Source organism: Psychrobacter sp. CX18 (assembly GCF_057396215.1).
The window spans coordinates 1-20,503 of record NZ_JBXYJH010000010.1 but is presented as its reverse complement, the minus strand read 5'-3'; the positions used below and the strand labels follow the sequence as shown (position 1 = coordinate 20,503).

General features: G+C 41.8%; 18 protein-coding genes and 1 pseudogene. 10 read left to right on the top strand and 9 right to left on the bottom strand.

Going from position 1 to position 20,503, the window contains the following annotated elements; translation table 11 throughout:
• Positions 1-84 precede the first annotated feature (84 nt).
• The gene (locus AC2SLT_RS08640) at positions 85-1,098 is read left to right on the top strand and encodes a TAXI family TRAP transporter solute-binding subunit (protein WP_486547259.1); all 1,014 of its coding nucleotides are present in this window, start codon (positions 85-87) and stop codon (positions 1,096-1,098) included.
• A gap of 322 nt (positions 1,099-1,420) precedes the next feature.
• Complete coding sequence (locus AC2SLT_RS08635) at positions 1,421-3,592, top strand: TRAP transporter permease (RefSeq protein ID WP_486547258.1); 2,172 nt, start codon at positions 1,421-1,423, stop codon at positions 3,590-3,592.
• A 269-nt stretch (positions 3,593-3,861) separates the two neighbouring features.
• Here AC2SLT_RS08635 and AC2SLT_RS08630 read toward each other — a convergent pair whose 3' ends face one another.
• The 4 genes from AC2SLT_RS08630 to AC2SLT_RS08615 form a co-directional block, all read right to left on the bottom strand.
• Entirely contained in the window at positions 3,862-4,593 is a 732-nt protein-coding gene (locus AC2SLT_RS08630) for a DUF3108 domain-containing protein (RefSeq protein WP_486547257.1), read from the bottom strand.
• Between the two features lie 428 nt (positions 4,594-5,021).
• Positions 5,022-6,410 carry an NAD(P)(+) transhydrogenase (Re/Si-specific) subunit beta gene (locus tag AC2SLT_RS08625; RefSeq protein ID WP_486547373.1) on the bottom strand — a complete coding sequence of 463 codons (1,389 nt, stop codon included), beginning with the start codon at positions 6,408-6,410 and terminating at the stop codon, positions 5,022-5,024.
• Between the two features lie 23 nt (positions 6,411-6,433).
• The gene (locus AC2SLT_RS08620) at positions 6,434-6,754 is read right to left on the bottom strand and encodes a proton-translocating transhydrogenase family protein (RefSeq protein ID WP_486547372.1); all 321 of its coding nucleotides are present in this window, start codon (positions 6,752-6,754) and stop codon (positions 6,434-6,436) included.
• 143 nt (positions 6,755-6,897) lie between these two features.
• Positions 6,898-8,031: a Re/Si-specific NAD(P)(+) transhydrogenase subunit alpha gene (locus AC2SLT_RS08615; protein WP_486547256.1), complete on the bottom strand. Its 1,134-nt coding sequence runs from the start codon at positions 8,029-8,031 to the stop codon at positions 6,898-6,900.
• 436 nt (positions 8,032-8,467) lie between these two features.
• Here AC2SLT_RS08615 and yaaA point away from each other — a divergent pair, with 436 nt between their 5' ends.
• Positions 8,468-9,280 (top strand): peroxide stress protein YaaA, encoded by an 813-nt coding sequence (gene yaaA / locus AC2SLT_RS08610; protein WP_486547255.1) that lies wholly within the window; start codon positions 8,468-8,470, stop codon positions 9,278-9,280.
• Between the two features lie 253 nt (positions 9,281-9,533).
• Here yaaA and groL read toward each other — a convergent pair whose 3' ends face one another.
• Positions 9,534-11,183, bottom strand: coding sequence for a chaperonin GroEL (gene groL / locus AC2SLT_RS08605; protein WP_486547254.1), 1,650 nt, complete (start codon positions 11,181-11,183; stop codon positions 9,534-9,536).
• 56 nt (positions 11,184-11,239) lie between these two features.
• Entirely contained in the window at positions 11,240-11,530 is a 291-nt protein-coding gene (locus AC2SLT_RS08600) for a co-chaperone GroES (protein ID WP_486547253.1), read from the bottom strand.
• 300 nt (positions 11,531-11,830) lie between these two features.
• Between AC2SLT_RS08600 and AC2SLT_RS08595 the strand changes: the two genes are divergently transcribed.
• From AC2SLT_RS08595 to AC2SLT_RS08580, 4 genes are all read left to right on the top strand, one after another.
• Entirely contained in the window at positions 11,831-12,424 is a 594-nt protein-coding gene (locus AC2SLT_RS08595; protein ID WP_486547252.1) for an acyl-CoA thioesterase, read from the top strand.
• Between the two features lie 334 nt (positions 12,425-12,758).
• Positions 12,759-12,965 carry a Fe-S cluster assembly protein IscX gene (iscX, locus tag AC2SLT_RS08590; protein WP_007393996.1) on the top strand — a complete coding sequence of 69 codons (207 nt, stop codon included), beginning with the start codon at positions 12,759-12,761 and terminating at the stop codon, positions 12,963-12,965.
• 28 nt (positions 12,966-12,993) lie between these two features.
• Positions 12,994-13,485 carry a hypothetical protein gene (locus AC2SLT_RS08585; RefSeq protein WP_486547251.1) on the top strand — a complete coding sequence of 164 codons (492 nt, stop codon included), beginning with the start codon at positions 12,994-12,996 and terminating at the stop codon, positions 13,483-13,485.
• Positions 13,486-13,502: 17 nt separating this feature from the next.
• The gene (locus AC2SLT_RS08580; protein WP_486547250.1) at positions 13,503-13,970 is read left to right on the top strand and encodes a GyrI-like domain-containing protein; all 468 of its coding nucleotides are present in this window, start codon (positions 13,503-13,505) and stop codon (positions 13,968-13,970) included.
• A 389-nt stretch (positions 13,971-14,359) separates the two neighbouring features.
• Here the strand turns inward: AC2SLT_RS08580 and AC2SLT_RS08575 are convergent.
• From AC2SLT_RS08575 to AC2SLT_RS08565, 3 genes and pseudogenes are all read right to left on the bottom strand, one after another.
• Positions 14,360-14,515: pseudogene (locus AC2SLT_RS08575) on the bottom strand (succinyl-diaminopimelate desuccinylase); the annotation flags it as partial.
• 355 nt (positions 14,516-14,870) lie between these two features.
• A complete protein-coding gene (dapE, locus tag AC2SLT_RS08570) occupies positions 14,871-16,079 on the bottom strand; it encodes a succinyl-diaminopimelate desuccinylase (RefSeq protein ID WP_486547249.1) in 1,209 nt (402 codons plus the stop codon).
• Positions 16,080-16,206: 127 nt separating this feature from the next.
• Entirely contained in the window at positions 16,207-17,055 is an 849-nt protein-coding gene (locus tag AC2SLT_RS08565) for a 2OG-Fe(II) oxygenase (RefSeq protein WP_486547248.1), read from the bottom strand.
• Between the two features lie 390 nt (positions 17,056-17,445).
• Between AC2SLT_RS08565 and AC2SLT_RS08560 the strand changes: the two genes are divergently transcribed.
• The 3 genes from AC2SLT_RS08560 to menA all read left to right on the top strand — a co-directional run bounded on the left by AC2SLT_RS08560 (position 17,446) and on the right by menA (position 20,392).
• Positions 17,446-18,321 carry a 23S rRNA (adenine(2030)-N(6))-methyltransferase RlmJ gene (locus AC2SLT_RS08560; protein WP_486547247.1) on the top strand — a complete coding sequence of 292 codons (876 nt, stop codon included), beginning with the start codon at positions 17,446-17,448 and terminating at the stop codon, positions 18,319-18,321.
• 144 nt (positions 18,322-18,465) lie between these two features.
• A complete protein-coding gene (gene pssA, locus AC2SLT_RS08555) occupies positions 18,466-19,374 on the top strand; it encodes a CDP-diacylglycerol--serine O-phosphatidyltransferase (protein ID WP_486547246.1) in 909 nt (302 codons plus the stop codon).
• 49 nt (positions 19,375-19,423) lie between these two features.
• Positions 19,424-20,392 carry a 1,4-dihydroxy-2-naphthoate octaprenyltransferase gene (gene menA, locus AC2SLT_RS08550; protein WP_486547245.1) on the top strand — a complete coding sequence of 323 codons (969 nt, stop codon included), beginning with the start codon at positions 19,424-19,426 and terminating at the stop codon, positions 20,390-20,392.
• Positions 20,393-20,503: the final 111 nt, after the last annotated feature.

Below are 20,503 nucleotides of genomic sequence, written 5' to 3'. Positions count from 1 at the left end.
ATTGCAACATATTGTTATCAGTTTGTGTATATCAGGTTTGATAAGGATATTTTGAACGTTAATTAATCAAATTGGATGGTACCCATGAAATTATTTCCAACATTAACAGCTATGGCTCTAGGTATAACATTGATGTCTGGCTGTACTCAACCTGCTGATGAGACAAAGAGCAGTGGCGAAACGAGTAGCACTGAAGCGACAAAATTTATCACTATCGGCACGGGTGGTGTGACTGGCACCTACTACCCAACTGGAGGTGCCATTTGCCGTATGGTCAAAGCAGCAGAGTCTCCTATTCGCTGTTCTGTTGAGTCCACTGGCGGCTCGGTATATAACGTGAATACTATTAAAGCCGGCGAGCTTGATTTTGGTATTAGCCAAAGTGATACCGCATTTCAAGCGTTTAATGGTGAAGGTAAATTTGCAGATGCGCCGGTCAAAGAGCTCCGTAGTGTATTAGCTATTTATCCAGAGTTATTAGCACTAGTCGTACGTAAAGACGCAAATATTGCGACATTAGCAGACGTCAAAGGTAAGCGTATTAATATCGATGTACCAGGAAGTGGTACGCGGATGACAGCGGAAGCAGTATTTGATGCGAATGGCATTAGCCTAGATGATCTTGCTTTGGTCAATGAGTTGAAGTCTTCTGAAGGCCCAACGATGCTGAAAGACAAAAAGGTCGATGGTTATTTCGGTATGTTCGGTCACCCAACGGCAAATATTAAAGATGCCGCCAACTCCGTGGATATTGATCTAGTTCCTATTGATGGTCCTGCTATTGATAAACTTATTGCTGACAATCCTTACTATGCAAAAGGTGTCATTTCAGCCTCAGACTATCAAGGTGTTGAAAGTGATGTTCCTAGTTTAGGGGTTAAAGCCGTATTGGTAACCCGTGAAGATATTGGTGATGATGCTGTAACCGCGATTACTCAAGCTATATTAGACAACTTTGATGAGTTTAAAGAGTCACATCCAGCTTATAAAAACATTACAAAAGAATCATTACTTGATGGTTTAGCGGTACCTCAACATCCAGCAGCAGCAGCTGTGTTTGAGAAAGAAGGTATTGCCATCGCCAGCGCTGAGTCTTAAGCCATATTATGACTTATTACGTTTTATATAAGCACAGGTAGCTTTACCTGTGCTTATTTTTTTATATCCGTTTTGAAAACCAGAACCTTTATAAGCTTAAACTGATTATCAAAATGGTATAACGCTTGTTTCTAATTTGGGAATGATATCACTACCACTACCCGATGTCTTAAAAGGTATAGCCAAAGAATGTATAGAACGCCACAGTGTTAGTCTTTTTTTACCAGTATGCGTGTACTGACACTCGGTTACCTTCTATCGACTGTAGTATCGATTATAACGTTCTATGACTGTACTACTTCAGACATCATCGGAGGATAGTATGAATAACAATCGCCACGACGGCGTATCTGATACAGACGGCACTACAACTTCTAATGGCATGGATGCATCCATTACAGACCATAATGAATTGTCCAATATTGACGCTATAGCCGAGAGCGATAGTGCGGACGTTCTAGAGGGAAAACGTGTATTACCGACCAATTCTTTAGGCTACATGATCATAGGGCTGATTGCATTTTGTTGGTCATTTTTTCAACTATATGTCGTATTACTACCCGTAAATGACGTATTCGTGCGCTCTATTCATTTGGCATTTGCATTAGCATTAACCTATTTAATGTATCCCATGTTCCGCACCAAAAAGACCATGACCAGTATTCCAATTTGGAACTATGCGTTGGCGATAGCGGCGGCGGGGACATCGTTATATATATTTATATTTTATGATGATTTGAATGCCCGTTCTGGCGCTTGGTTACCTATAGATGTCTGGGCCGCTATCGCTGGTATAATTTTACTCTTAATGGCGTCGCGCCGGGCGTTAGGACCCGCATTAGCGGTTATCGCATTGGCATTTTTAGCCTACGTGAAGTTTGGCCAATTTATGCCAGAGATGATCTCGCACAAAGGTGCTAGCATAAATAAAATGATGGGCCAGATGTTTTTGACGACAGAAGGTATCTTTGGTGTGCCATTGGGCGTTAGTGCCAGTTATGTTTTCTTGTTCGTTTTATTTGGCGCCTTATTAGAGCGTGCTGGAGCAGGTAAGTATTTTATTGATTTGGCGTATGCTGCACTGGGACGATATGATGGGGGACCCGCTAAGGCATCCGTAGCAGCCTCAGGTATGATGGGTATCATATCAGGCTCTTCTATTGCCAATACAGTAACGACGGGAACGTTCACTATTCCTCTTATGAAGCGTTTGGGGTTCCCAGCGCACAAAGCTGCGTCAGTAGAGGTTGCTGCCTCGACAAATGGTCAGTTGATGCCGCCTATCATGGGTGCCGCGGCATTTATCATCGCAGAGTTCTTGGGTATGGATTATGCTGGCGTGATAATGGCAGCCGCCATACCTGCATTTGTGAGCTATATTGCGCTATTTTATATTGTGCATTTAGAGGCAAAAAAATTAGGCATTAAAGGGGAGGCGAAAGATAGACTGCCTAAAGTATGGACGGTGTTTGTCAGTGGTTTGCATTACTTGTTGCCTGTTTTTTATCTAATGTACACCTTAGTCGTATTAAGAATGTCACCTCAGCGCGCTGCCTTTAATGGTATCTTGGTATTAATGGCAATTATGGTGCTGCAGCCCTTTGTGAAGTCACTGTGGTCAAAGAATGGCTTACGATTGGTTGATAATGCCAAAACTGCATTTGTCGATATTGTGGCTGGCATGATTAATGGTGCTAAAAATATGGTGCCTATTGCCGTCGCTACTGGTGTGGCAGGGATAGTGGTCGGCTCAGTGACCATCACGGGTATTGGTCTGATATTGGCAGATGTCATTGAGGTATTATCAGGCGGCTATATACTGGCAGTATTGGCATTGACTGCAGTGGTCTCGCTAATCTTAGGTATGGGGCTTCCAACAACGGCTAACTATATTGTCATGGCGTCGTTGACTGCACCCGTAATTTTAGGATTAAGTGGCGATTTAGGGTACTTGGTACCGGCCATTGCGGCTCACTTATTTGTATTCTACTTTGGTATTTTGGCGGATGATACTCCGCCTGTGGGAATGGCCGCTTATGCGGCAGCAGGGATAGCAAAATCAGATCCAATAAAGACAGGGTTGCAGGGTTTTGCTTATGATATCCGTACCGCTATCTTACCCTTTATGTTCTTTTTCAACAGTAAGCTATTACTCATCGATGGTGTGGACCCTACCAATCCTAAAGATCCAGCAGGCTGGCAATGGATTACTAATCCATTTGAGATTGGGTTGATATTTGGTATGGCCGTATTAGGTATGTTGGCGTTTTCATCAGCGACTCAAAGGTGGATTAGGGTCAAAACTAACTGGTTAGAGGTCATACTGCTGATAGCGATTACCATACTATTGATGATTCCAAATATGGTGCAAGGCTGGTTGGATTTACCTCATGAATATGTCAGTTATGGCATTGGCGTGAGCTTATATGCGGTTATTTATTTGCTGCAAGCCAGACGTCATAAAGTGCAGCTGGGCAATGTAAGTGCAGCATAAAATGTGGACTTGGCTAAGTTAGGTAATCCTTATTTTTAAATCATTATCTGCAAGCTTTAGATGGTTATCTCTATACACTTGCTCTAATGCTTAGTTTTAAATTAGTTTAGGCAGTAAAAAAGCACCACTAGATCATCTAGTGGTGCTTTTTTGTACTATCAACTTGTACTATTTATAACGTCATCAAAAACTGAGTTTAAAAATAGAAATAAAAAACCATCAAGATAAATAGAGCAAGTTAGATAGAGGTCAAAAAATAAAGTTTATACTTAACGAACTTTAGTCAGTTCCATTTCCATCTTCTTACCATCATTATTTTGCTGAACTTTCACGGGTAAGTAGTCTAAGCTTGGAGCAAGCCAAAAACTGGTTGAGCGATCACTGTCTTCATGGATACGATCGACTCGAACAGTATCAAACGTCCCGGCCGGAACTGTAATCTTGGTATTGCCTACTTTCTTAAAGGGTGTTTTCTCGATTTTATCTTTTTTAACCATATAATAGTTGCCCGTAAAATTCCCGTTTAACAGATCTTGTCTAATCTGAGCTTCAAGACTCAAATCATCAAAGGCTCTATTTGGGGCAGATAAGTTAGAAGTCTTACCGCGATAAGTACTGGCTATACTTTTTCCAGAGTTACTAAATTTCATGTTATGAGTACGGCCGACACCAAATACTTTATAGCTGGTACTGGCACTGGTTGGGATAATGCTGTTACCACTGATGGTAAAGGTGCTTTTTTGGTTGGCGGTTGCGACACCTGCGACGCGAGCATTGACTTTGTAAGTCCAAGTATTTCCAGATTTAGTAAGGCTACGTGTGGCCGTTCCTTTATATTTGCTTTCTGCAGTAAAGTTATAATCTGCAGTAGACGGTGTCAATGTCCCAGCTGCTATAGCGGTAGTGGATGCGACAGCTGTGGCAGTGGCCAAGCCAATACCCGCCACTAACTGTTTGGCTTTAGAATTTTTTGACAAGTGTTGTTTAAACTTATTTAACATAAGGGGTTTCCTTTAATATTAGGGTGCTTAAAACAGGGTCAGGTTTGAATACTACTATACCTTATATATGGTCATACTTTGTTACATTTCCAAGGTCGTTATTGGACAATATTAGGGGTGTTTTGTTAGTAATTCTTTCTCATCATTATTCTAAGACATATTCGTCACATTCGTGGCTTTGACAGACTGGCCGAGCTCACACAGTGTACTTTTGCACTCATCTTTTGTGATGGGCTAATTGTCATATTAGCTATCAGTGCTGTGGATTAAGACACTAATCAGGATAGTGAGGTCATATCTAACGCATAAAAAAAGACAGCTTTCGCTGTCTTTTGATGGTTAAAAAGGTGACTTCTGCTTAATTCCTACTAAGACAGTAGAATATTTAGACATTATTCTAATTGCAGTGTTTATAGCACTGCCTAATCCTAATGGCCACCGCCATTAATGGTACGTACCATCTCTTCCACCATCTTCTTAGCATCGCCGAAGATCATCATGGTCTTATCAAGATAGAACAAGGGGTTATCAAGACCGGCATAACCTGTGCTCATTGAACGTTTAATAACCATAACGGTTTGTGCCTTAGATGCTTCTAAAATTGGCATACCAAAGATAGGGGAGTTTGGATCATCTTTGGCCGAAGGGTTAACCACGTCGTTTGCACCGATTACCAATACTACGTCAGTACTTGGGAAGTCAGAGTTGATCTCATCCATCTCCAAGATATCGTCATAAGGCACATCCGCTTCAGCAAGTAGTACGTTCATGTGACCAGGCATACGGCCAGCAACGGGGTGGATAGCAAAGCGAACGTTGACGCCTTCTTCTTTTAAGAGCTCATATAGCTCTTTTACCGCATTTTGAGCACGACCTTGCGCCATACCATAACCCGGTACAATAATAACATCGCTGGCATTACTCATTAAGAAGCCTGCATCTTCGGCTGAGCCTGACTTGTAGGTCTTAGGTGCACCATCACCTTCGTCAGCAACGGCAGCTGTTGTCCCCATACCACCAAATAATACATTTAGTAGTGAGCGGTTCATGGCTTTACACATGATGTATGACAGGATAGCCCCAGACGAGCCCACTAATGAGCCTGCAATGATCAGCATTGAGTTACCTAATGTAAATCCAATACCTGCCGCTGCCCAACCAGAGAATGAGTTTAATAGCGATACCACAACGGGCATATCACCACCACCGATCGGCGCAATCCACATCCAACCGAATACCACGGCAAAAGCAGTCATCGCGTAGAACGCAGGCATTGATTCAGTGACAAAGTAGATACCACCGCACGCAATCATAGCCATAAACAAGATCAGTTGCACAGGCTTGACCCATGCACCGCCTACCGTTTTGGCCCACTTTTTAGCGGCCAGTTTACCAAAGGCAAAGACTGACGCTGAGAAAGTAATAGCACCAATGAAACAACCGATGAATAGCTCAATACGCGCAATGGTACTGTGATCGTGGGTGGTATTTAACACGGTAGCAAGGGCAATCGCTACTGCCGCCAAACCAACGAAGGAGTGCATTAATGCAACTGTCTCTGGCATTTGGGTCATGGCAACTGTTTTCGCTTTCCACATACCAACCAAAGCACCTAATATCATGGCACCGATTATAAGCCATAATACAGGACCTTCCGCTAAGAAGAAGGTCGTAATGACAGCAATTGCCATCGCTACCATACCAAAACGATTACCACGGATGGCCGTCTTTGGGCTTGATAGACCACGTAAGGTCAAAATAAATAAGATTGCACCAACGAGATAAAACCAGTCAGCGTGAGCAGCAATCCAGTTCATATGGGTTAAGTCAGTCGCTGGATTCATGCATCACCTCCTTCAGAGTCTGTTACTGGTTTGGCTTTTTTTGCTTTTGGCTTAAACATCGCAAGCATACGCTCAGTAACCGCAAAGCCACCGAAGATATTGATACTGGCTAAAAAGACGGCAAAAGCACCTAGTATGCTCGTCACTGAAAACGGACTGCCGTCGATATGAATGGTTTGTAGCATGGCGCCAACGATTACAATACTAGATAATGCATTGGTCACCGCCATTAAAGGAGTGTGTAGAGCAGGGGTAACGCCCCAGACAACGTAGTAACCGACAAAAATGGCAAGCACGAAAATGGTAAATATCGCCACAAAAGGGGTGCCCCCTGTAACAGCGACCCCCAGCGGTGCGGTTGCTAATAGTGTAGCAAGCATAATCTTCTCCTAATATCTTTCTAAAATATAGTCAAGCAAGTGTGACCTGTCACACTTTAAGCGCGTAAATTCACAGTCCTTTATTTACGCTGCAAACGCACTTCACCATTATGAGTGACTGCCAATGCCCCTTGGATCTCATCTTCAAGATTGATCGTTAAGGCATTATTATTTTCTTTATCAAATAAGGTGGTGATAAAGTGAACTAAGTTGTTGGCATATAAGTCAGATGACTGGGCAGCTAGCGTTGCGGGTATATTAGCGGCGCCGATAATACGGACGCCATTGTCTGTAACCACGGTTTCTCCAGAGACAGTGCCTTCAACATTCCCGCCAGAGCTCGCTGCCATATCGATTAACACTGAGCCAGCCTTCATCTTATCTAGCGTCGTCTTATGAATCAGACGTGGCGCATTACGACCAGGGATTTGAGCCGTAGTGATAACAATGTCGGCATTAGATACGGCTTTATCGACCACTTGTGCTTGATCTTTCATATACTGCTCAGAGGGCGTCCAAGCATAGCCACCTGTGGATTTCGCTTTCTCTGTTTCCTCATCGCTCATTGGCACATCTAGCCACTTACCGCCTAAGGATTCGACTTGTTCTTTGACTGACGGACGTAAATCACTGGCCTCTACCACAGCACCTAGGCGTTTGGCAGTAGCAATGGCCTGAAGACCAGCTACCCCCACCCCTAGTACCACGACTTTTGCAGGTTTAACCGTACCTGCTGAGGTCATAAACATTGGAAAGGGGCGCGAATACTCATTGGCTGCCATAAGGACGGCTTTATAGCCTGCAAGGTTGGCCTGTGAGGACAGCACATCCATGTTTTGAGCACGAGACAATGTCCGAGGCAATAACTCCATCGCAAAAGCGGTGGTGCCCTGTTTGGCATAGTTATCGAGTTGATCATTGCGGTAGGGATCGAGCATACCAATGACGATACTGTTACTAGTTAGCTGAGTAATTTGCTCTGCTGTCAGGTTTTGTACCACACAAATGATATCTGCTTGAGACAACACGTCCGCTTCACTCACGACTTTGGCACCTGCATTGGTATAAGCGGTGTCATCGTAATAGGCATGCTGACCAGCACCAGACTCAATAATCACATCATGACCAAGTTTGGTCAGTTTTTTTACGGAATCGGGTGTGATAGCAACGCGACCTTCATATGCCTGCTTGGCTTGTATTGTGCCTATTATCATTTTCGCTCCTAGCTTGTTTAAGTGATCTAAACCTATCGTGAGTTTGTATTGTGTCTTTAGGCAGAACTTTATAACTGTTAAAAAACCTCTGGTTAGTCGAGCTAAAACCAAAGGTTATCAATTTAATAAATGGCAATTTCGAAACCATTCTGTGAATTTATTATAAGAATATAAATTGATAAAAATCATTGATGAAATATGACCGGTCAGTTACATTCTTTCACAAAAAGTAACCAATCATATTTTTATTTAAGGAAGAGTAACACATAACACAATGTTATCAATACACGATTTATATAAAAATATCAGAAACAGTTTAGCCGCTCTCTGCGACTGTCTCCGTTAGCCTATATATGGTAGTCTTACCTACTAAAACTCTTTTAATAAAGTATCGATACAAACCCAAATAAAACACTATTTATAAAAGGATGCGACTATGTATTTTGTGTTATCGCCTGCAAAGAGCCTCAATGAGAGTGATCCAGTCCCCGTAAAAGTAGGTAACTACTATAGCCAACCTGAGCTCATTGAACACTCTCAACAATTAATGAAAATATTAAAGTCAAAAGAGCCTGTTGATTTACAAGAGCTAATGGGGATATCCGATGACTTAGCGCAATTAAATGCTGAACGTAATCAGCAATGGGCATGGAGTGAGAAGAAACCCTTTAATGAGGACAATGCCAAACCCGCAGGTTATCTGTTTGACGGTGATGTGTACACAGGTCTTGATATGTATCACATGGACAAAGATACAGTGGTTTATCTCAATGAGCATCTCGGTATCTTATCGGGATTATATGGTGTGCTGAAACCGCTAGATTTTATTCAGCCGTACCGTTTAGAGATGGGCACCAAGCTAAAAAATGAACAGGGCGATAACCTATATGACTTTTGGGGTATGCATATCTCGCAGGTAATTAATCAGCGTATGCAAGACATTGCCGAGCAGGGTGAAGATAATGTGCTCATTAACCTAGCGTCCAATGAGTACTTTAAATCTGTTAAGAAAAAAGCAGTCGATGCAGAAATCATCACACCACGATTTGAAGATGAGAAAAATGGCAAATTTAAGGTTATCAGCTTTTATGCCAAAAAAGCGCGAGGACTCATGGTGAAGTATGCAGCCGATAATAAAATCACCAAAGCAGAGGACTTAAAGAAATTTGATTTAGCCGGGTATTACTTCGTTGAAGAAGCATCGGATGATAAAACGTGGACGTTTAGAAGAAATGAGTCGGATCAGTAGTCGTAAATATTTAATATTAATTTAGCTATTTGACACTCTATCAACTATTGCAAGTAAAATTCCAACTTCTTATCAATAAATCACATAAAAAACCCCGACAAGCGATAGCTTATCGGGGTTTTAAATGCAGTCTTGAATGGCAAGTTTATGGGGTCTCTAACAAAGTAGGACTAGGAAGTCTAACGAAGATTGTATATATGATACCTCCAGTTAGACTGACAACGTCCTACAAAGTTAGCGGGCACATAAAAAATTACATCATGCCGCCCATACCACCCATGCCGCCCATACCACCAGCACCGCCCATGCCAGCCATGCCGTCATTATCTTCAGGCTGGTCGGTGATCATCGCTTCAGTGGTAAGCATTAAGCCAGCAACAGATGCCGCATGCTCAAGCGCAGAACGAGCCACTTTAGCAGGGTCAAGGATACCCATCTCTAGCATATCGCCATAAACGCCAGTTGCCGCGTTATAGCCATAGTTACCAGAGCCATTCTTCACTTCGTTTACTACCACAGAAGCTTCATCGCCTGCGTTAGTAACGATTTGACGTAATGGCGCTTCCATAGCACGGCGTAAAATGTTGATACCCGCGTTTTGGTCATCATTATCGCCAGTCAATTCGCTGATAGCACTCATCGCACGAACTAGAGCAACACCACCACCAGGCACAACGCCTTCTTCAACCGCAGCGCGAGTGGCATGAAGCGCATCGTCTACACGGTCTTTCTTCTCTTTCATAGCGGTTTCAGTAGCAGCGCCAACTTTAATAACCGCTACGCCACCTGACAATTTAGCAACACGCTCTTGCAGCTTTTCTTTGTCGTAGTCAGAAGTAGACTCTTCGATTTGACGGTTGATTGAGTCAACACGTGCGCTGATATCTGCTTTATCACCAGCACCATCAACGATAACCGTGTTTTCTTTACCAACGGTTACTTTCTTAGCTGTACCTAAATGCTCAACAGTAGCCGTCTCTAAGCTTAAGCCAACTTCTTCAGAGATTACCGTACCACCTGTTAGCGTCGCGATGTCTTGTAGCATAGCTTTACGACGGTCACCGAAGCCTGGCGCTTTTACCGCACAAGTCTTCAATCCGCCACGCATGTTGTTCACAACTAACGTCGCTAACGCTTCATTTTCAACATCTTCTGCAATGATTAAAAGTGGCTTACTTTGTTGCATCACTTGCTCAAGTAACGGCACGATTTCGCGGATATTGCTGATTTTTTTGTCAACAAGCAAGATGAAAGGGTTTTCAAACTCAGCAGTTAAGCTGTCTTGTTTGTTAGCAAAGTATGGGCTGATATAGCCACGGTCAAACTGCATACCTTCGACGACTTCTAAAGAATCTTCAAAACCCGATCCTTCTTCAACAGTGATTACGCCTTTTTTACCGACTTTCTCCATCGCCTCAGAGATAAGCTCACCAATTTTGGTATCAGAGTTAGCAGAGATTGAACCAACCTGTGCGATCGCTTTATGGTCGTCAGCAGGAGTGGCTAATTTATGAATCTCTTCAACAGAAGCTTTAACGGCTTTATCAATACCGCGTTTAAGATCCATTGGGTTCATGCCGGCTGCAACAGACTTCATACCTTCTTGCAAGATAGACTGAGCCAATACCGTTGCAGTAGTCGTACCATCACCAGCGACATCATTGGTTTTGCTCGCCACTTCACGTACCAGCTGAGCACCCATGTTTTCAAACTTATTCTCAAGTTCGATTTCTTTTGCGACTGACACACCATCTTTAGTGATGGCAGGTGCGCCGAAAGACTTGTCGATGACTACGTTACGGCCTTTAGGACCTAGAGTTACTTTAACAGCGTTTGCTAAAATATTAACGCCGTCCATCATTTGTTTACGGGCGTCAATGCCAAACTTTACGTCTTTTGCCATGAGATAATTCTCCAATTATTTTAATTTATAGGGGGTTGTTTATATTTTTAAATCAATTAACCTTCCAATACACCCAATACGTCAGATTCTTTCATGATTAATAGCTCTTCGCCATTAACTTTCACAGTTTGACCCGCATATTGACCGAATAAAATAGTATCGCCAACCTTAACGTCTAAAGGACGGACATCACCATTTTCACGAAGTTGACCATTACCAACTGCTAAAATCTCTCCCTGAGATGGTTTTTCTTGAGCAGAACCCGGTAATAAAATACCACCAGCGGTTTTTTGTTCTTCTTCCACACGGCGGACTACGATGCGGTCATGCAAAGGGCGAATATTCATTTTTCACTCCATTAAAAAAGTTCAGTTAAGTTATAAAAAGTACCCATTCAACCCATAAAAATATTGTTATAGGACAGTATTCAAACCCTAAAGTTTAAATCCTGTTATGAGTCATGGGGCTGTCCTAAAAATGGGGTTGAGTGGCGAAAGTTTCAAGCCAAAAAACACAAATTTTTTATTAATTATCACTCAACACAACTGACAACAACCGCATAGCTGTATAGACTAACGCTTGCCTTATTCTTATGCTTTATGTAACGTAGCGCCTAATTTCTAAACACTTAGCTAGGATACCCACCCATGAACATGTTAATCCGTTTTTTTATCTTGATGCGCCTATTAAAGCAACAAGGCAACACACCAGACTCTAATGATAGTCATCATAACGAACAAGGGTTAAACGAGACTCTTTATCAGGAGTTACTGTTTAAGCCGTTTACGAGGCGTTACCGCGTGTTGCCGCACGATATGGGTTTTCGCAAACACCTACCAAACTACCGTTATTTATCCTTTATCGAGTTAAATATCACAGGATGGCTATTGACCGTTAGCCGTCAAAATCAGCTCAGACATCAACACCAATCTACTCAACAAACCGGCGACGTACAGCTTGGCTGGATTATCTCAATGCAAGAGATGGTTTATCTAAAGGAAATCAAGTTTTTAGACAAAATGACGGTCACCAGCACCTTAGAGGGCTGGGATAACAAATATATCTATTTTCAGCATCATTTTTATGTCAAAAATACCCTAATGGCGATAGGATTGACCAAGTTTGTACTAGAAAGCGAGCAAGGCTTGCACCGCCCTGAAATACTAGATATGCAGGGCAAACACCTTACCAATGTCATCGATACTTGGAACGCCAACCAAACTGCTATAAAACAGCAGTAGGATTGATTGAGGCACTAATAAGTTTTGGAGCCATTCTCGCTTTGCGTTACTATCTTGGTTTGCACGAGGCGAGTCGCTACACGTTACCCCGTTCCTGCTTCGCGATAACAGGGTAACGCTAGCGTCTCAGCCCAGTGCTTTACCAAGTATATCCACTGCAATCGAGGCTAAACCGCCTTGTTAAAGCAACGCTTATCCTTCTTAACATGCACTAAATCAAACGCCGTATCTATGCTAAAATCTCAGCTATATAATCAATTTGTTTGACACACTTGTAACTTGAAACAATTGTCCCTTCCTATTTCAACACTTATCTTTAAATAAGGACACGATCATGAACCAAAAACTAAAATGGACAGACAGCCTAGACATCGCCATCGAATTGGTCGAGAAGTTTCCAGAGACCGATCCACAGTATATTCGCTTTACCGATTTACACCGCTGGGTAACCGAATTAGAGAACTTCGATGATGACCCAAACAAATCAAACGAAGGTATCCTAGAAGCCATCCAAATGAACTGGATTGATGAGGCCGATTAGTCTGTTTCTTAACTCTATTAGGATAATTATGAAGAAAAATATACTGTTATTTATGATCCTATTTTCATTATCAGGATGTTATGACCCGCCTCTGACGACTAGTGATATACGCTATGATATAGATGACAAAACTAATTTAAATGCACACATAGATGATACTGTTATTAATAGTATTAACCAAAATGAAGACGTAGAAATTCTAAGATATAAAGTAAGTAGTAATACGCCAGTTTTTGCAAGTGGTAGAAAATATGGGGTATTAGCTATTGAAAATAACTGTTTGGTTGTTCAGCAAGCTGACACTATATGGGCTTTAGCTTTACCTATTAGTGATGACACAAGCCAATATCAAACACATTGGGATCAAGCAAAACAAGAGCTAGTTTTTGGGGAACGACGATACAAGTTAGGCAGTTATCTAGATTTAGGTGGTGGTGCGATGGGTCATGAGCGCGTTATTAAGTCTTCTATGGCTTGCGATACATACCCTGTTTTCGGAGCATTTAATTTGAGCCTGTAAGTCTAAAAGGAAATATTATGAGTACGAATATTTTAGAGCTTTCCGACAATATACCCTGCCAAGGCATATCCGTGCGCACCACCAACCAAGATGAGACAAATCCTGAAAGTGCTAAAATAGGTGAGATGTGGCAAAATTTTTATAAAAACTATTTCGCTAAACTTTCAGAGGATAGCGATATATATGGTATCTATCACAATTACGAAAGCGACGCCAATGGGGCTTTTGATGTGATGGCTGGTTGGCATCAAGTTGATGATGATTCAGCGTTTGATACTAACGATTTAATAACATTCACTATTCCCACAGGTAAATATTTAGTCTTTAGTGAGCAGGGTGACATGCCAGATGCGGTTATCAATGCATGGCAAAATGTTTGGGCTTATTTCAATGATGCTGACTGTACGCATACTCGGTTATATGATGTCGATTTTGAGCACTATGTCAGTGAGTCGCAAGTTGATGTGTATATTGGTATCGAGTAACCGAAGCTTATAAAGTTCATTAGTATTCATTAAATTTAGATCTAAGAGCTATTTTTAAAAGATCGCCCCCTTCCTTTTTTAAAGGAAGGGTCGGGGATGGATTTATAGCTGGTCTATATTCAAGTAATTATTACTATTAAATCTAACCTACAACTGGTGGGTTACGTTTTTCATGCACTCTCTTCGAGAGTAATGCAAAACTAACCACACCCTACGCCTGTTAACCTGAAAAGATTACTTCTTTTCCATAGGAAGGGCTGGGGATGGATTTAAGTGAGGTTGTAAAGTTTCACAGACCAAATTGTAATGCTTCTCAGAACCGGGGTGGATTTCTTATATCAAAAAAGCCTTCATTAAATGAAGGCTTTTTAATTCAAAGCGTTAGACTTCTAACTCAACAATTCTTCTAGCATCTTCTCATAAATCTGCGCCAACTTATCGATATCATCAATTTCTACCTTTTCATCAACCTGATGAATGGTGGCGTTACGCATGCCTAGGTCAACCACTTGAGCGCCAGTTGGCGCAATAAAACGACCATTGGAAGCTTACGTAGGGTGGGTTAGTTTTATCAAGCCTCGAAGAGGTGAAGATAAAAACCTAACCCACCTTTTTTGTGTTGAAAAATAATGTTTGTCCTACAATTTTGGTGGCGTTTTGCTAACCGCACCCTATACCATACACACTCTTTATAATTACAAAATACATCTGCAAGAATGAGATGTTACCGCTAGCCCTGATAGAAGCGGTAGCTTGGTGGGTTGTGGGGCATACAGCATCTTACACAGGAGTGGTCGCTTGAATAATGGAACACGCGTGTGTTTAGATGCTGTGCCCCACAGGCAACCAACGACAAGCGGATAGCAGGATTAGCTCCAAAAATTCAATCAAAATTGCAAATTAACCCAACAACAATTCTTCTAGCATCTTCTCATAAATTTGCGCCAACTTACCGATATCATCAATTTCTACTTTTTCATCCACTTGATGAATGGTGGCGTTACGCACACCTAGCTCGACTACTTGAGCACCTGTTGGCGCAATAAAACGACCATCGGAAGTGCCGCCAGAGGTCGATAGGGTGGTAACGATACCCGTGACCTCTTTCACCGCCACTTTACACGCATCAACCAGTTTACCCTCAGCCGTTAAGAATGGATTACCTGATAGTTTCCATTCAATGTCATAAGTGGCATCACTATTATCAAAGTGCTTATCTAGTATTTCATGCGTTTTAGCACGAAGCTCTTCTTCTGTGGTTTCTGTGGAAAATCTAAAGTTAAATACTACCTCTACCGTTTCAGGGATGACATTATTGGCACCCGTGCCCCCATTGATATTCGAGATTTGCATCGAGGTTGCAGGGAAGAACTCATTACCTTTATCCCATTGAGTATGGGTAAATTCAGTTAACGCGGGCAGGAGGGCATGAATCGGATTTACCGCCAAATGCGGATAAGCGACATGACCTTGTTTACCCGTAACAGTTAGCACGCCACCTAATGAACCACGGCGACCATTTTTGATAATATCGCCAAGCGTATCGGTACTCGATGGCTCGCCAACCAAGCAATAAGTGATTTTCTCATTGCGGGCTTCTAAGGCCTCAATGACTTTTACCGTTCCATTAATAGAAGGCCCTTCTTCATCGGAGGTTATCAACATCGCGATAGAACCCTTGTGATCAGGATGGTTTTTAATAAAGCTTTCCGTTGCCACTGTAAATGCGGCAATCGCTGTTTTCATATCTGCTGCGCCACGACCCCAAAGGTAGCCATCTTTAACGGTTGGCTCAAAGGGTGGGATTTTCCAATTATCAGCATTGCCCGTTGGCACAACATCAGTATGCCCTGCAAAGCAGATGACTGGGTCTGTCTTGCCACGTCTTGCCCACAAGTTTTTGACCTCAGCATTGAGTCCAACCGCATTTTTATCGCCAAAATACATAAACTCACACTCAAACCCAAGCGGTTTAAGCCTATTAACCAGTACGTCTTGAGCACCTTTATCAAGAGGTGTGACCGAATCACGACTCATTAAATCAATACTGAGTTCTAAAGTGGCTTGTTGATGGTCAATAGTGTGGTTTTTTGGGTCGTTTTTGCTCATAATCGTCTCAAAGTTGGTAGGGAAAGGGTGTATCGGTTTAAGGTCTGATTTAAGGGGTTTTTATTTAGTTAGATTTGCTAAGTTGCTTATTTAAAGTTGCTTATTTCGTTTATTGACTATACGGCAATCATAATGGCTCAGCGATAACAATGGCATCATCACGACGTAACCAAGTCGCGATAGAATAACGTTGACGGTGCGCAATTTCTACCTGATGGCGTAAATTGCTATCAAACAGTATTAATCGATTGGCTTTGGGTAATAGTTGGTGCTGTTTGCCATGGTTGTCAATAATGGATAGTTCACCACCATCATCCGTCGTCCATTCATCATTTAAATAAAACACCGCAGAAATAACCCGCTCATTGCGCCCTACTGGATTGTCCTGATGCCACTGATAGCCGAAGCCAGGCGGGTAACAGGCATAATGTGCTTCACTGTGGCGAATACCTGCAAATAGCAACCGATTAAAAAACTGCGCCAATTGGTTTATGCTATGCAAATAATAAAATCCTGCGAAGAAGTTATGGGTAATCCAACGTATACGATCACCGCGAATGTCAGTCTTACGCACCCCATCAGTGAGTAGCGCATCGCGATAGTCGACAAATCCACTCTCAGCTTGCAACGCCAGCAAAGCTTTCGCGTCATAAACATCATCTAATACCACAAAGCCATCATTAATAAAGCACTCAATCATAACCTCATCAAAATGTTGCGCCCAATCAACCTCAAAGTCTGATTGTTGCAACGTACTTTGAGAGTTCGTAAGATCAATTTTGTTATGGTGACTTAGTGCTGTTGTTTTATCAGTATGTTGGGTTATCTCTTGTAAAACCTCATAAGCCACTGTCTTAGCAGTGTCAACCTCGCTAGGCGTTAGAGGGGGAGGTATAGGCACCGTTATCGGGTCATTATGTTGGCCTATGGAGGGTGTTAAATTACTATTAACCTCAGTTTTATTCATTTTAGTCATCAATAGCACCTCTGACACCTTCATCTTCATAAACAGTAAAATTGCAATGGCATCTGCATTATAAAATGAATAACGCAGTTAATAGTAATAGGTAGAAAGAAAATTAAGCCGAAAATTAAGTTAAAGATACGTTAAACTGCCAAATCAATTGATTTCTAACCATGACACTTTTTGAAGCTTTAAGTCTAATAATTAAACTTAATGTTCAATAGGCCCTAAACTTAACCGAAATTTAACCTAAATTGAATCAGTAAAGAGCGTTTTAATAGATTCATATCAGGGCAATTAACTATTAATATACTTATTTCAAACCCGCTTATGCTAACATAGAACCAATTTTTGATTCCCCAATTTTAATACGCAACTTTCTACAATTAAACAAGCTAACTTATGAACTATAAACATGCCTATCACGCAGGTAATTTTGCCGACGTTGTAAAACACATTTTACTCATCCAACTGCTCAATCAAATGAGCAAAAAAGATAAACCTTATTATGTACTAGATGCTTATGGTGGACGAGGTCTTTATTCATTAAGCAGTGAAGAGTCTCGCAAGACACGCGAAGCCCAAAATGGTGTCCAAAAGATTTTAAATGCAGATCTAAGTGAGGCACCAGCAGCCGTCAGCCAGTATGTTAACGATATCAAGAAAGCCCGCCAGACCTATGATAAGCATGTATACCCAGGCTCGCCTTGGTGGATTGCCAATCATGTTGAAAGGAGCCCTGAACCCCTTGTAAGAGCAGAGGCTTTCGAGCTTAAAAATAGCGAATATGATGCCCTTAATTATCAGTTGTATAAGCTGCCTATTGGCATTCATAACCGTGATGCATTTGAAGGTATAATGGCCGTCATTCCGCCCGAAGAGCGCCGCGGAGTTATCTTAATTGACCCCCCTTATGAACAAGAGCATAAAGACTTTACCCGTTTAGTTGAGCTATTGGTAGCGACAATGACAAAGTGGCCACAAGGGGTTTATGCGTTATGGTTCCCAATCAAAAATATTGATGCGGTTGAGCTTTTTTACAAAAAAATGAAGCGGACTGGGATTCGTAAGCAGTTACTTTGTGAGCTAAATATTTATCCAAATGACGTAGCAGTAGGCCTCAATGGCACCGGTATGTTAATTATTAATCCACCATGGCAATTTGACCAAAAAGCACGCAAAATTTTAAACTTTATCCAGCCGTTGCTACGACCTGAGGACGCCCCAGATATCCCACAAAGCCAAGCGGTGAGCGTTCGCTGGTTAGTGGGTGAGTAAGATAGAAAGTGTCAAGCTAGGTGGTTCGGATGTCGGAGGTATAGTTACTGAATGAACATTACGACAGATTAAAATTTAGTTTATTCCGGCTTTCATTGCTTATAACAGTCACGTTTAAAATTTTCAACAATATTGAGAATGAGTATGACAACGCCCAATTCCTCGCATTCTAAAGAGACAAAATCTTCACACCCAGTTGACATTGAGCATAGTGTCGCCTCAGAAACGCCTTCTACAACTGGTGTTGAAGCTAATAGTGCTGATGCGACTAGCGGGGGTATAGACGGTTTGGATAGTTTGACCTTTGAAGTCATCGAACAGGAAGTATCCAATGGTAAGCCCGTGGTGAGTCGAGGTGTGTATTTGGCACCTAATTTAATCACCACACTGTCCTTACTGTCTGGATTTTTCTCCATCTTATCGAGTACTCAAGGCGAGTTTTATAAAGCCTCTTTAGCAATCTTTTTATCCGCCATTTTAGACGGGGCTGATGGGCGAGTGGCCCGGATGCTTAATGCTCAAAGTCCATTTGGAGAGCAGTATGACTCTTTGGCAGATATGCTTGCGTTTGGAGTGGCTCCCGCAATATTGATTTATAGCTTTGCGCTACAGCCTTTAGGTCGTATCGGCGTCGCTTGTGCGTTTGTGTTCACTGCCTGTGCAGCGTTTCGATTGGCTCGTTTTAATGTGCAAATTGGGGAAGTCGATAAGAAATTCTTTGTTGGTTTGGCCAGTCCTTTAGCAGCCATTTTAGTTACCAGTTCGGTGATGGTAGCTTTAGATCATAATCAGTGGGTAGGAGACTACGACACCCACATCATGATGCTATCAGCGGTATGGGTCGTGATTTGCGGACTCCTAATGGTCAGTAACCTTAAATACTATAGCTTTAAGGAATTTGATAAAAAGAAAGTGCCTTTTGTGGCGCTGATTATCGCTGTACTGGTGATGGGTATTGTTTTATATGATATTCCCGTTGGTATTTTAGCCATCGGTGTCCTCTATGCGTTATCTGGCATTGTGTCTACTTTAAAAGCCAAAGTTAAAGGTTAAATTAATAACTGTCAGTCCTCTATTATTTATTGTGAGCGATGGTTTAACAATGTCTACTGTCTCTACGTTTATTCAAGCCACTCGTCCTCGCACCTTTCCTTTAGCCGTAGCCAGTATCCTTTGTGGTACTGGCTTAGCTTTTTCTGAGATAGTCTCTTCTAATCAATCCCTTACCAGTCACAATTGGCTGGTCTTTGCATTAACACTTTGGGTCGCACTGGCTCTGCAAATATTATCCAATCTTGCTAATGAATATGGCGATGGTGTCAAAGGCACTGATGCCAATCGGGATGATAATAGTCCACAGCGAGTAATGGCCAGTGGTCAGATTAGCGCAAAACACTTGAAGCGATTAATAGTAGGTTGGGCGTTATTAACCTTTTGCTCAGGTGTTATCTTAATTGCCATTGGCTTTGATAGCCTGCGCGACTTTCTGCTATTTCTAGGATTTGGTGTGCTCGCTATCATCGCTGCGATGGCATATACCATGGGCAAACGTCCTTATGGATACCGCGCAATGGGGGAGGTGGCTGTACTGATATTCTTCGGTTGGCTCGGAGTTTTAGGAAGTGCTTATTTACAAACGGGTCAGTTTCAACTAAGTCATCTGTTACCTGCCACAGGATGCGGTGGGCTTGCTGCTTGTGTGCTATTTGTTAATAACATGCGAGATATCTATAGTGACAAACAAGCAGGCAAAATAACACTAGCAGTTTTGATAGGGGATAGAGGAATTCAAACGGCATATGGTTTACTGTTTATGGCTTCTTACATGTGCTATTTAACGTATGCGATTAACTTTAATTGGTATACATTGTCTGTATTAATTGTTTACCCCTTAGCAATAAAGCATAGTAATGCTATACAGCTTACTCTACTAAGAAATTTATCAGATGAAGATCAAGTAACACGTGTGGATACAGTATCAATAGGTAAACAGCTTAAAAATATCGTCATGATAACGCTGATAACTAATCTATTGTTTGTCGCTGGCATAGCGATAAGCCACTGGGTGTAGGTATAAAATAGTAGCAGTAACTTAATACAATACCTGTATAACAAAAGATTAAAAAATTGATGCTGATTAAAATATTGAAAAAACTTTTAGTCAAGGGGTTGACACTAGAAT